This window comes from Flavobacterium sp. CF108 (assembly GCF_900129795.1).
Classification (GTDB): Bacteria; Bacteroidota; Bacteroidia; order Flavobacteriales; family Flavobacteriaceae; genus Flavobacterium.
In genome coordinates this window covers 750369-762703 of the sequence record NZ_FQWW01000001.1, presented here as the reverse complement: position 1 = coordinate 762703, position 12335 = coordinate 750369, and the positions used below count along the sequence as shown (strand labels likewise).

Below are 12335 nucleotides of genomic sequence, written 5' to 3'. Positions count from 1 at the left end.
ATGTTAATTGAAAACGTTCAAAGATAAAAAAATCTTAATTCAAAAGGGTATTTTGAATTAAGATTTTAAAAAATATTGTGTATTTAATGAATAATTTACGAAACGACTTCTTCTAAATTTTTATCAAAAGTACGTTTTCCGAAAATTGCTTCTAAGTCATCTTTAAAAATAACTTCTTTTTCAATTAATATATCAGCAAGCTGATTTAGCTTGTCTTTGTTTTCTTGTAAAATTTCAATCGCTCTTTGGTATTGACCTTCAATTAATTCTGAAATTTCTTTGTCAATAACTTTAGCTGTCTCGTCAGAATATGGTTTTGAGAAGTTGTACTCGCTTTGTCCTGATGAATCGTAATAAGTAACATTTCCAATTTTATCGTTCAAACCATAAATCGTTACCATTGCACGAGCCTGACGTGTTACTTTTTCTAAATCACTTAATGCACCAGTCGAAATTCTGTCAAAAGTTACCTTTTCAGCAGCTCTTCCGCCCATAGTAGCACACATTTCGTCAAGCATTTGATCTGTTCTTACGATTTGTCTCTCTTCTGGCAAGTACCACGCAGCACCTAAACTTTGTCCGCGGGGAACAATAGTTACTTTAATAAGCGGAGCAGCGTGTTCCAGCATCCAGCTTACAGTAGCGTGACCAGCTTCGTGAATTGCGATTGCTCTTTTTTCTTCTGGAGTAATAATTTTGTTTTTCTTTTCAAGACCACCAATAATTCTGTCAACAGCATCAAGAAAATCTTGTTTATCAACAGCAGTTTTATTGTTACGGGCAGCAATTAAAGCAGCTTCGTTACAAACATTTGCAATATCAGCACCAGAGAATCCCGGAGTTTGTTTTGCTAAGAAATCTAAATCCAGACCTTCAATTTTTTTGATAGGAGCTAAGTGTACTGCAAAGATTTCAGCTCTTTCGCGAATGTCCGGTAAATCAACAAAAATTTGTCTGTCAAAACGTCCAGCACGCATTAAAGCTTTATCAAGAACGTCAGCTCTGTTGGTTGCAGCCAAAACAATTACGTTTGAGTTTGTACCAAAACCATCCATTTCTGTCAATAATTGGTTCAAAGTATTTTCTCTCTCGTCGTTTCCGCCAGACATATTGCTTTTTCCTCTTGCTCTACCTACAGCATCAATCTCATCGATAAAGATAATTGCTGGAGATTTTTCTTTTGCCTGCTTAAACAAATCACGTACACGAGATGCACCAACTCCTACAAACATTTCAACAAAATCAGAACCTGATAAAGAGAAAAATGGAACCTGAGCTTCACCTGCAACGGCTTTTGCTAATAATGTTTTACCAGTTCCCGGAGGTCCTACAAGCAAAGCTCCTTTAGGGATTTTACCTCCAAGATTTGTATATTTTTCTGGGTTTTTAAGGAATTCTACAATTTCTTGTATTTCTTCTTTAGCACCTTCTAAACCAGCAACATCTTTAAATGTAGTTTTGATATCTGTTTTTTCATCAAAAAGTTTAGCTTTTGATTTTCCAATATTGAAAATCTGTCCGCCTCCGCCAGCGCCTCCGCCAGACATTTTACGCATAATGAAAATCCATACACCAATAATGATGATAATAGGAAGCAAGCTGATTAAAATATCGCTCCAATTATTTTTTTGAAGGAAATTGAAATCTTTTAGTTTGCCTTCGCCAACTGCTTTTTCAAGTTTTGTTTGAAAGATTTGGTCGTTACCAATCTCTAAAGTATAGTGCGGCCCTTTGTTAGGGTTTTTAAAAATATCTTTAGAAACCTTTTCGTTTGATGGGTCTTTAAGAGCAGCAGCAGTCAGGTATACTTCAGCTTCGGCTTTATTGTAAACGATCACTTTTTCAATTTGACCTTTTTCTAATAAAGTGTTGAATTTAGAAGAAGTCAATTGTGCAGGTTCGCTTAAGTTAGATCCACCGGTTGCAAAACTTATAAATAAAAAAACTAGAAGTATTGCGGTATATATTAACCAGGGACTTATTTTAAATTTACTCGGATTTGGATTATTATCTTTAGCCATTTAGAAAAATTTTTCTTTTAGTATTTGTTTTCGATTGTAGTTATTTTGGCGTCACCCCAAAGGCTTTCGATATTATAGTATTCACGAATGTGTTTTTGGAAAACATGTACCACGATATGCACATAATCCATAAGAACCCATTCTGCATTATCGGTTCCTTCTACGTGCCAGGGTTTGTCTTTTAAGTCTTTTGAAACTGTTTTTTGAATTGAGTTTACAATGGCGTTAACTTGGGTATTTGAGCTACCGTTGCAAATGACAAAATAGTCACAAACTGCTGTGTCTATATCTCTTAAGTCAAGAATGTCGATATCATTTCCTTTTACTTCCTCAATCCCTTTGATTATGTTCGCCAATAGAACATCATTATTAATAGTCTTTTTCGCCATGAATTATTTTATATGAATTTGTAAAGTTACCAAATTTTGTGATTATTTTTGAACCTTAACAAAATATTAAATTAAGATATTTAAATTATTTAATGAAACTAATCAAACTCGATGCCATAGATTCCACAAATGATTTCTTAAAATCGTTGTCAAGTCAGGATGAACAGGAGAATTTTACGGTGGTAACGGCTGAAAATCAGACAAAAGGCAAGGGGCAAATGGGGGCAAAGTGGAGCTCTGAGACGGGTAAAAACTTAATTATGAGCGTCTTGGTAAAAGATTTTCTCTTTGATAATGAACAGGTTTTTAATTTAAGTATTGTCGTTTCTTTAGCTGTTTTAGATGCCTTGAAATCGTTAAATATTCCTGATTTATGCATAAAATGGCCTAACGACATAATGTCATACAATAAAAAAATTGGTGGCATATTAATAGAAAATACCCTAAAAAGCGATGGCAGGATAGTGTCAGTTGTCGGAATCGGAATAAATGTCAATCAAACTAATTATGAGGAACTGCCTCGTGGATCTTCTTTGGCAGTCATCTCCGGAAAAACTTTTGACAAAGAGAATCTGGCAATTTTAATTACCGAAAAAATAGAAGAGAAAACCAAATTATGGATAACCTCATCATCCCTTTTCTGGATAGATTATTTTAATTCGCTGTTCAAAAAAGGAGTTCCAATGCCTTTTAAAAATTTAGAAGACAAAAACTTTATGGGAATTATTCAGGGCGTTTCACCTATTGGAAAACTGCAGGTTTTATTGGAAGATGATTCTGTTTCTGAATTTGAGATAAAGGAGATTCAGATGCTTTACTAGGAGGTTCAAAGGTGCAGAGAGGCAAAGGTTCAAAGGTTTTTTGCTTAAAATAAATCTGCAGAATCTGCCAGATCTGCGTGAGAAAAAAATCATTTTAATCCTTTTAATCTGTAGCAAAAAAATGCCCGACAATTAAATCAGGCTTTTCATTTATAATTAACAATTTATAATTCACAATTTACAATTCACAATTATAATTTTGTCATATTGTTTGCTAAAGTTTCAATAAACTTACTGATTGGACCTTTAACCATCATCGCCATCATAGCGTTGAATTCGCCTTCAAAGAATAATTGAACAGCACTTTCTGAATCAGAAATAGAGTCAATATTTGAAGTTAAAGTAAACGGAAGTTTATCACTTGCAGCACCCAAAACAATTTTGTTAGGAGCTACTTTATCTTTCATTTTTAATTTGATTTCCGGCATACCTTTCAATCCAAAAATAAAAGCATCTTCGCCAATTACTTCAAATTTAGCGATGTTATCCGGCATTAATTTTTCAAAATTCTTAACATCAGTCAGTTGATCGAATAAATCCTGAGCTGATTTCTGAACGGTAACTTTTGGACTTTCTAAGTTCATATAATATTTTGTTTTTTTATTTGTATGTAGCAATCAAAATAAATTCCAAATCCCAAAAAGAGCGAAGCGATTTTTAGAAAATCTAAAATCTAAAATCTAAAATCTAAAATCTAAAATCTAAAATCTAAAATCTAAAATCTAAAATTTACTCCTGTCCCCAAGTCGATGGGCTTACGCTCCATTCTTGTAGTGTAGATTGCTGGTCTTCTGTGATATATTGTTTTTGAACTGCTAAATCTAAAAGATTTTCGTAGTTGCTTAAAGTGAATAAATCAACATTAGCATTTTTGAAATTCTCTTCGGCAACATTAAAACCATAGGTAAAAATCGCTGCCATTCCTTTAATATTAGCACCTTCATTGCGTAAAGCTTCAACGGCAAGCAAACTGCTGTTTCCTGTGCTGATTAAATCTTCAACAACAACAACATTTTGTCCTTTTTGAAAAAAACCTTCAACTTGGTTTTGTCTTCCGTGTTTTTTAGGTTCCGGACGCACATATACAAACGGAAGTCCAAGACTTTCGGCAACTAAAATTCCAATTCCAATGGCCCCAGTAGCAACACCGGCAATCACATCAGGTTTTCCAAATTGTTTTTCAATGTTCTTAGCAAATTCATCACGAACATAGTTTCTAATGCTCGGAAATGAAAGAATTAACCTGTTATCACAATAAATAGGAGATTTCCAACCAGAAGCCCATGTAAAAGGATTTTCGGGATTCAATTTAATTGCATTTATTTGCAAAAGCAATTCGGCTGTTTTTTCGGCAGTATCTTTATTAAAAATCATAGTACAAATGTATAAAGTTTTTGTGAACGACAAACCACTTTTTTTGACAAATGAAATCTCCCGCGAGACAGATTTTCAATTGTTCTTGTTAGAAAGTATTGATATCGAACAGCTTATAGTAAAAATTTTTCAAAATAAAATTCAAAAAGCTATTTTATATCATCCTGACGAAAGTGAAATAATGAAAACCCTCAAAGCCAAAATTCCGGTAAATAAAGCCGGCGGAGGTTTTGTGTACAATAAAAAAGGTGAGGTTTTATTCATCTTTAGAAACGGAAAATGGGACTTACCAAAAGGCGGAATCGAGAAAGGCGAGGATATTGAAGCCACCGCCATGCGGGAAGTTGAGGAAGAAACAGGCGTAAACCAACTCCGTATTGTTCAAAAGCTTCAAAAAACATATCATATCTTTAAACGCAACGGAAAATACAAACTCAAAATCACGCATTGGTTCGAAATGCATTCTGATTTTGAAGGAACTCCACACGGACAAATCGAAGAAGGAATCGAAAAAGTAGCTTGGCTAAACCCAGAACAAATCAAAGAAGCACTTAAAAACTCTTACGAAAACATTAAATTATTATTTCAGGAGGAGAAAAATCCAATATTAAAAATTCCAAATTCCAAAAATTAATTAAAATTTGGAATTTAAAAATTTGAGATTTAAATACTCAGTTTTGCGTTCATTGGGGCTTTTGTTACAATTTATTTAGATCATCAATGTTAATCCAGCCTTTTATGATCTTTTTTCCTTTGTAGCTACAATGTGCTTTTCCGTTTTCAATTTTTTCGACATAAACAATATCATTTTTAATTAAATACATTTTTGTTTTACTAAGGTTAGAGTTTTCTTTAAAAAAGAACGATTTGCTTTTGTTTACATATCTAACCTGTATCCAATTGTTTTTCTTTTCCAACTCAAATTGTTCAGGCTTATCTGCAAAATGCTGTACATTCCAGCATCCGCCATGCTCTTCAGGAAGTTTTATTTTAATGGTTTTGTTATTGATTATTTCAATTGTTCCTAAAATTACATCATCGTTTTTATCTTCTGGATAATAAGTTTTTACGCTAAATTTTTTCCCCGTAACTTTTCCTTCAATATAAAAAATACAAGAAAATTTAGGGTTGTTGGTTTCTTCATCTAATCCGGTATAACTTTCAAAATACCCCGTCAGCATCTTAGACGATTCATCATAAGAAAGATTCATTCCAGAATCATATTCGCCTGAAACTAATTTTTGTCCGCAAACAATATTTGAAAATGATATAAATAAATAAACCAGCAAAAAGTTTTTCATGTAGATTCTGTAATAACAATTATTGAAAAGAGAGAATTAGTTTAGTTGGTCCAATTTTTTTATTTCCTGTTTTAATTTTTCAGGAGTTACTTCCTCAAAAGCCAAATTATTCAATTTTTGTTGTGAAGTTCCAGTTTCCTGAGTGGCTAAATAAGGTTTATTGTCAACATATTTAATTGCAAAAATAGTAATCTTTTCTCCAGATGGAATATTGTTAAACGAGACATTATCACCATTTGAGTATCCTGTCATTACAGATTTTATACTATGAAATATGATACTTACAGAAGTATTGCTGTCATTTTTAAAATTAATCACATAATCAATTTTAGACGATTCATCATAATCCAAAAATCTGTCACAATTTATAAAACCTAGTTTCGCACTTTTAAATAAGTAAGAACCAAATTCCTCTGCTTTTGTTTTTTTTACTTCATAATTACCAGACCCGCTGCTGTTAGAAGTAGAACTTAAATAGCCATTATTACCATCTTCATCTGAGTGAATATTAACGGGAAGTGAATATTGAACATTTACAGGAATACCATTTACTTTGCCCGGAATAAACTTTGAAAGCTTTTTAAAAGCCTTAACCACAGCTTCATCAACCTCTTTGCTTAAGCCTTTTATTATTTTAATATTGGTTACATTTCCTTCTTTATCTACAACAAAAGTACTTGTAACTCTACCTGAGATAATTTCGTCCGGTAAAATTATATTGTTGCCAAGAGTTTTATATAACACTTGATTACCACCCGGATAAACAGGCATTTCATCAACTTTACTATAAACCTTATTTAAATTGATCGAAACCTCAGCCAGCTGCCAATTAACCTGATCATTTGTTCTCTTTCCGTTAAAAAGCTGCATTCTCTCTTTTTCTTTCTTTTTAGGCATTTCAATTTCAATACTTTTTCCCTTTTTCAAATCACATTTTTCCAAACCCGAAACAGCATTTATATCCAGCATTCCGCCAGTTTCCAGTAACTTTCCGTTTGAAGTTGTCGAAAGTCTGCCTAAAAGAATATCCGAAATACTATAATATTCTTTAACCGAAATTTTAATTTGTCCCGAAACCTCTTTTTGTGTTTTTGAAACAATAAAACTATTCGCCGAAATTGTTATTTTGGTTTTTTCTGCGCAGACAATCGTAGTATCTTTATTGTTGTTAATTAAAAAGTATTGCGGTTTTTTATCATTTTTAAGATAAAAATCCAACAATAATTTTTTGTTTTCTGCCAAATTATTGCTTGAAGAATTCACCGCTGCCGAATCACTTTTTATATTGTCTGATTCAGTTGTATTTGCGTTCGATTTTTGAGGTTCTGAAATAGAATTACTTTCTTTAGTTTCATTTTTACAAGAAAAAATAATGAAAACCAACACGAATAACGAAATTAATTTGTGTTTCATCAGTAGGAATTTTGATTTGGGTTTGGTTAGATTTATTTCAAATATAAAATATTATAACCAACCATTTTTACGGAAAGCCACATTGTGGAGTTTTTTTCAGCATTTTAAATCGATATTCTTTTCCGTTGAAACTTAATAATTAGGGCGTGCCACCATCCCGACAAAAGGGCTAATTCATTTTACGCATATTCGCCCTTTTATCGGGATGCTGTCGGGCTTTCGCTGCTACTTCGGTAGCTTAGCTCTATCCCTCACGCGGAGCTGCACTTTGTGGTTAGTTTTTTGTTTCAGGTTTGAGGTTTCATGTTTTGCGATACAAATTCTCATTTGTACTTACAAAGCTTAAGAATTGCCATTTAATTTTGTCAAAAGATTATCTTCATTAAAAACAGTATTAATCACATTTTCATTCTTTTCTGCTTTAATTTCATTTCCATTTAATGTTAATTTATAACCTTTTTGAGATAGATAATTTGTGAAAGCATTTTTATGATTTTGAATTTCAAATGTTGAAATCAATTCTGGAAAAACAGTTAAAATTCGAGATAATTCTTCACTTTCAGATTTATCTATTACATCAGATTTAATAGTAAGAATCATTGTTCCCTGACCATAATTTCCAAGGTAATATCCACTTGCATTAAACATTTCAACAGCAATCATACCTATTAAATGTAAATCATTCTCTGCCGCATCAAATTGTCCAACTGTCAATAAATCAATATTATTTTCTTCTCCATACTGCTTCAATAAAAGAGCTTGTTTCATAACAGATTCAGCATAACCAGCTTTATTCTCCCAGATCCAAAGCCATGTTTCTGACGCATTCGAAAATGAGCCCAAAACCTGAATTGGAAATATAAGATTATCTCCAAATATTATTTCTTCTTTATTCATATCTACATTCCAGGAAAGTTCGCCGGTTACACTATAAAGATTTCTTTGTTTTTCTAAAGCAAGTGCTCCAAATTTCTCTAAAAAATCATTTTCAGATGTAAAGTGTTTGTCATTTTGTAGATCGATAGTTGATTCTGTTTTTTCTTCTTTCTTTTTAAAAAGATTATTGAATAGTCCCATTTCTTTATGACTTTTTAGAATTATAAAATTGATATTTTCAAATATATAACTTTTAAAATAAGCCAGATAAAACAATTCATTCTGTAGGAATGTCTCATTGGTAGGATTAAATTTGAATTGCAGTTATACGTTCCGTAGGAACGTTTGATTGATATTGCAGATATGTGTTTCCATAAAACAGGTGTCCTTACAGGACACACTTTACAGCGATACTATTTTTTTTCTACCGATGAGATATTCCTACGGAATATTAATTAAGCTGTTTTAATGATTTTATTGTTGACTGATAATCTCTAAAGGCCTTACCAAATTCTTCTGTAAATTCATAATTACTAAATTCGTATTCTTCATTTAGTCCAGTATTTGTTCTAAGGTTAATTTCTCCATAACGAACAATAGGAATTTGATAATTGCCTTTAAATCTTTTATCAGGAGTTCCATTTTTATTTACTTTTGCCCAAGTTCGATCTATTACCTTTGAGTCTTTTGGAATAATTCCTGTTTCGGTAAACCTTACATAATTTTGATTAAAAATAAGTTCGTCAATCCCAATTAAGGCAAAATTTGTATTGTTTGAATACATAACTATAAAACTCGGATAGAAATATAAATCTGCACCATTAGCATTTTGAAAATATAGAGCATTAAAATCTGATTTTATATCAGGCAGGGATTTAACAGAAAACCGTACATCTTTTTTCTTTACTATTGTACTTGCAGAAGATCTGGCAGCTACTCTATCTTGATAATAAGCACTGGTGACATCCCAAATTTTCTGGGAGCTTGCTAATTTGGTAAATGTTTGTAAAAGAGTATCATATTTTTCTTTTATCTCTGGATCAAAATCAATATCAAGTTTAACGAAACAATTTTTGATTTGTTCCTCAGTTTGTATAATTGCTTTTTTCTGTTCTCCAATATCTGTTTTTAAATTTTCAGGAATTGTTTTTTTTACTAAACCATATATTAGAAAATAACTTAAACCTAGTTTTAATTTTGTAGAATTTAATGAAGTTTTTAGTTTTAAGAGATCTTTTTTTAAATCTTTTCTTTGTTCATGAGCCAAGATTATTGCTTCTTTAATTCCCTGCATGTTTTGACTTGTAATCTCATGTATATCAGAGCTAAAGATGTTGTCTGTAAGTTCTAGTGTTTCATTATAAATTTGAGGACTAAAATTAGTTTCTGGATAGTTTAGTCGTTGCCTATTACTAATACCTAACACATTTGTGTTTAGATAAGTCCCTGAGCTTCCAAAAGTCATACTTGTTCCTCTAATTCCTATAGAAGTAGAGATACCACTTTTGCTAAGATTAAGATGAACTCCCGGGATAATTTTGATGCGTTTTCGAAAACTCCAAGCCATAGTTTATTTCTTTAAAATTAATAATTTCAAAAGTAAATGTGCGTGGCATGGAATTATTACGGAAAACCGTAAATTATTTATAAATCAATGTTTTGTGTGAAAAATCAATTGTATGAAAAGAAATTTAACCTCTCAAATGCCTAATATAATTATCAAGTAAACCCTGAATTTGCTGACTTGCAACTGGATTAGCAGAGTGAACATTGAATTTTAAATTCAATAAATCTATTCCAGATTCATAAACCAGCCATTTGGCGCAAGCGTAACCATCTTCGGCAATTTGATCATTTTCATCAAGACCTAAATCATTATCAAAACTAATTAGTTCAGGAAGTCCTTTTTCAAGAATAACTTTTTTGAAATCATGAGAATTTCTAACCACAACGAAATCATCATTAGTTAGTTTTTTGTAAACCATATTTACATCTCTAATATCGTCGAGAAAAAGTTTGTATGACATTTTTTAGTATATAATTTAGATTTTATCAAAGTATTTCTGTTATAAAGATACAAGTTTGAAAATGTTAAATTTAAAAATGAATTTTGAATTGCGTCCAGCTTTAGCTGGATGATAAATTTTAAAGAGAAAGAAAAGGCTTTAGCCAAACTTTGGCAGATTTGGCTAAAGCCTTTTTTTATCCATATTTTGTTCCCTAGCTAAAGCTAGGGGCTATTGAAATTCAACTTTGACAAAATTCTACACATAAAGCTTTGCGATCTTAACGTTTTTTAAAACCACTCAAAATCAAAAAAATCTTTGCGCACTTTGCGTTAAAAAATATCAGCAAAATAAAAAAACTAAAGCACTCGATAAACAGGATACTGCAAATGCGCCTTTTCATAATAAACAGAATGCTTGTAAATCCAATCCAGCTGTGCTTCAGGATTTTTAGCAAATTCAGCATCAGTTTGTTTTTTGTTTTCTAATTCCGCTTTTAGAGCAGGATTTTCTTTTAAAAGATTTGCAGCCGTATCTTCAAAAATATATTCAGAATAATGTTCTTTTTGCTGTAAAATAGGATCGAAGAAATTCCAGTTAAAAAACGAATCAACGCCTTCTGGCTCAAAAGCTTCCAGAAGATATTTTACACCTTTTTGGTTGGTTGGAACGATGTAATCACCTTTGGCGAAAGCCATTTTAACAATTTTAGAAGTTACGGTTGTATTTCGATGTGCATAATGTCCTTCGTAAGCAAACGGAACAGTTTTAAAATCGGCAATTCTATAACTTTCGACTTCAATAATCGTGTCATTTTTAATTTGTTTAAACGAAATATTATTGTTTTTCAAAAGGTCAATAATATTCCAATATCCTCTCGGAATAACATAAGCGGTAGGAATTACAACTTCCTTAACCGATTTAAATTCTTTGATATACGGAACGTCTTTTTTATAAGGTTTGCTTCGGTCGTAATATAAACGATTTCCTGTTGTAGCTTCGCTTTTTTTGTAACCTGCTTCATATCCTAAAAATGAAAATGTAGTCGCTTTTGTGCTGTCTAATTCCCATTTTAAAGTATAAGATTTCTTAGGCTGATATTGCTCAAGGTTTTTCACTCGAAGTTCTTTGATTTTCTGATAATTGGCATCGGTAAAATCCAAAGTCGATTTCATGTATTCGTATGTCATTTTTACACGTTCGGCATATTTTTTCAGCATATGTGTTTCGACCACAAAACCAATCGTATTAAATAGGGAAGTGTAACCCGTTGTATATCGCGGACTATCGACAAACTGCCCAAAACCTTTGTCTGGCGTATCTTTAAAAGAATCTACATAAGGTGTAGTTTCGATTTTCTTTTTCTGTAAATCTTTTACCAAAGCCGGCATCATTTCATTATTCATAAAATCGCCCAAAACAGTTCCGAGTTTATTATGCTGGGTCATAATATAAGTCAGTTTGTATTGGTAATCAGAACCGTTGCTTACGTGATTATCAATAAAAACATCGGCATTTATTTTTTGGAAAATTTCAACAAAACTTTTTGTGTTTCGGGTATCCGATTTCATTAAATCACGGTTCAAATCATAGTTTCTGGCATTCCCTCTAAAACCATAAATTTCAGGTCCATCCTGATTCGCACGCGTTGTCGAATTACGATTTAAAGCACCGCCAATATTATAAAACGGAATGCAGACTAAAACGGTATTTTTTGGAGCTTTCAGTTTTCCAATCGCTAAATCTCTGTAAAATTGCATTGTGGCGTCGATTCCGTCCGGTTCTCCTGCGTGGATTCCGTTATTGACAAAAAGAACTGCTTTTGTTTTTTGGATTTTATTAAAATCAAATTCCTTGTCAGGATTAAAAGTTACCATGTGTAAAGGTTCACCAGAATCTGTTAAACCCATTTCTTTAATTTGAATCGTCGGAAAATCATTTGCTAAAAGCTTAAAATAAGCAATAGTTTCCTGATAAGATGCCGATTGATTTCCGTTTCCTTTTTCAAAAAAAGTATCGTATTTTTTATTGTTTTGAGCGAAAAGAGAGATCGTGAAAAGTGAAATGACAATGGTAAAAAATCTCATGATTTGGGTTTTTAATAGAAATCAAATATAGAGAAATTTAGATTTAA

The 12335-nt window shown here is 32.0% G+C and carries 12 protein-coding genes; 2 read left to right on the top strand and 10 right to left on the bottom strand.

Features of this window, described 5'->3' with window-relative positions; genetic code table 11:
- Positions 1-95: 95 nt before the first annotated feature.
- Together ftsH and rsfS are read right to left on the bottom strand one after the other, a co-directional pair.
- Complete coding sequence (ftsH, locus tag BUE10_RS03395) at positions 96-2021, bottom strand: ATP-dependent zinc metalloprotease FtsH (protein ID WP_073482338.1); 1926 nt, start codon at positions 2019-2021, stop codon at positions 96-98.
- Positions 2022-2038: 17 nt separating this feature from the next.
- The gene (gene rsfS / locus BUE10_RS03390; protein ID WP_012024667.1) at positions 2039-2410 is read right to left on the bottom strand and encodes a ribosome silencing factor; all 372 of its coding nucleotides are present in this window, start codon (positions 2408-2410) and stop codon (positions 2039-2041) included.
- 92 nt (positions 2411-2502) lie between these two features.
- Here rsfS and BUE10_RS03385 point away from each other — a divergent pair, with 92 nt between their 5' ends.
- Entirely contained in the window at positions 2503-3231 is a 729-nt protein-coding gene (locus BUE10_RS03385) for a biotin--[acetyl-CoA-carboxylase] ligase (protein ID WP_073482336.1), read from the top strand.
- 191 nt (positions 3232-3422) lie between these two features.
- On the opposite strand, the gene BUE10_RS03380 is transcribed toward BUE10_RS03385, so the two are convergent.
- Together BUE10_RS03380 and pyrE are read right to left on the bottom strand one after the other, a co-directional pair.
- Entirely contained in the window at positions 3423-3815 is a 393-nt protein-coding gene (locus BUE10_RS03380; protein ID WP_073482334.1) for an orotate phosphoribosyltransferase, read from the bottom strand.
- 145 nt (positions 3816-3960) lie between these two features.
- Positions 3961-4605, bottom strand: a complete 645-nt coding sequence (gene pyrE, locus BUE10_RS03375; protein ID WP_053473537.1) for an orotate phosphoribosyltransferase — start codon at positions 4603-4605, stop codon at positions 3961-3963.
- Between the two features lie 7 nt (positions 4606-4612).
- Here pyrE and BUE10_RS03370 point away from each other — a divergent pair, with 7 nt between their 5' ends.
- On the top strand, positions 4613-5239 hold the full coding sequence (locus tag BUE10_RS03370; protein ID WP_073482332.1) for an NUDIX hydrolase: 627 nt from the start codon (positions 4613-4615) through the stop codon (positions 5237-5239).
- Positions 5240-5303: 64 nt separating this feature from the next.
- Here BUE10_RS03370 and BUE10_RS03365 read toward each other — a convergent pair whose 3' ends face one another.
- The 6 genes from BUE10_RS03365 to BUE10_RS03340 form a co-directional block, all read right to left on the bottom strand.
- Positions 5304-5906 (bottom strand): hypothetical protein, encoded by a 603-nt coding sequence (locus BUE10_RS03365; protein WP_073482330.1) that lies wholly within the window; start codon positions 5904-5906, stop codon positions 5304-5306.
- Between the two features lie 36 nt (positions 5907-5942).
- Positions 5943-7319, bottom strand: coding sequence for an energy transducer TonB (locus BUE10_RS03360; protein WP_073482328.1), 1377 nt, complete (start codon positions 7317-7319; stop codon positions 5943-5945).
- 342 nt (positions 7320-7661) lie between these two features.
- Positions 7662-8396: a DUF6882 domain-containing protein gene (locus BUE10_RS03355; RefSeq protein WP_073482326.1), complete on the bottom strand. Its 735-nt coding sequence runs from the start codon at positions 8394-8396 to the stop codon at positions 7662-7664.
- A 250-nt stretch (positions 8397-8646) separates the two neighbouring features.
- The gene (locus BUE10_RS03350; protein WP_073482324.1) at positions 8647-9762 is read right to left on the bottom strand and encodes a DUF4236 domain-containing protein; all 1116 of its coding nucleotides are present in this window, start codon (positions 9760-9762) and stop codon (positions 8647-8649) included.
- Between the two features lie 124 nt (positions 9763-9886).
- On the bottom strand, positions 9887-10222 hold the full coding sequence (locus BUE10_RS03345) for a cyclic-phosphate processing receiver domain-containing protein (RefSeq protein ID WP_073482322.1): 336 nt from the start codon (positions 10220-10222) through the stop codon (positions 9887-9889).
- Between the two features lie 338 nt (positions 10223-10560).
- Positions 10561-12288 (bottom strand): M14 family metallopeptidase, encoded by a 1728-nt coding sequence (locus BUE10_RS03340; protein ID WP_073482320.1) that lies wholly within the window; start codon positions 12286-12288, stop codon positions 10561-10563.
- Positions 12289-12335 lie beyond the last annotated feature (47 nt).

Bases quoted from the DNA above. Each gene is read 5' to 3' on its own strand.
- BUE10_RS03345 (WP_073482322.1), bottom strand. From the start codon at position 10,222: ATGTCATACAAACTTTTTCTCGACGATATTAGAGATGTAAATATGGTT.
- rsfS (WP_012024667.1), bottom strand. From the start codon at position 2,410: ATGGCGAAAAAGACTATTAATAATGATGTTCTATTGGCGAACATAATC.
- pyrE (WP_053473537.1), bottom strand. From the start codon at position 4,605: ATGATTTTTAATAAAGATACTGCCGAAAAAACAGCCGAATTGCTTTTG.
- BUE10_RS03380 (WP_073482334.1), bottom strand. From the start codon at position 3,815: ATGAACTTAGAAAGTCCAAAAGTTACCGTTCAGAAATCAGCTCAGGAT.
- BUE10_RS03340 (WP_073482320.1), bottom strand. From the start codon at position 12,288: ATGAGATTTTTTACCATTGTCATTTCACTTTTCACGATCTCTCTTTTC.
- BUE10_RS03370 (WP_073482332.1), top strand. From the start codon at position 4,613: ATGTATAAAGTTTTTGTGAACGACAAACCACTTTTTTTGACAAATGAA.
- ftsH (WP_073482338.1), bottom strand. From the start codon at position 2,021: ATGGCTAAAGATAATAATCCAAATCCGAGTAAATTTAAAATAAGTCCC.
- BUE10_RS03385 (WP_073482336.1), top strand. From the start codon at position 2,503: ATGAAACTAATCAAACTCGATGCCATAGATTCCACAAATGATTTCTTA.
- BUE10_RS03365 (WP_073482330.1), bottom strand. From the start codon at position 5,906: ATGAAAAACTTTTTGCTGGTTTATTTATTTATATCATTTTCAAATATT.
- BUE10_RS03360 (WP_073482328.1), bottom strand. From the start codon at position 7,319: ATGAAACACAAATTAATTTCGTTATTCGTGTTGGTTTTCATTATTTTT.
- BUE10_RS03355 (WP_073482326.1), bottom strand. From the start codon at position 8,396: ATGGGACTATTCAATAATCTTTTTAAAAAGAAAGAAGAAAAAACAGAA.
- BUE10_RS03350 (WP_073482324.1), bottom strand. From the start codon at position 9,762: ATGGCTTGGAGTTTTCGAAAACGCATCAAAATTATCCCGGGAGTTCAT.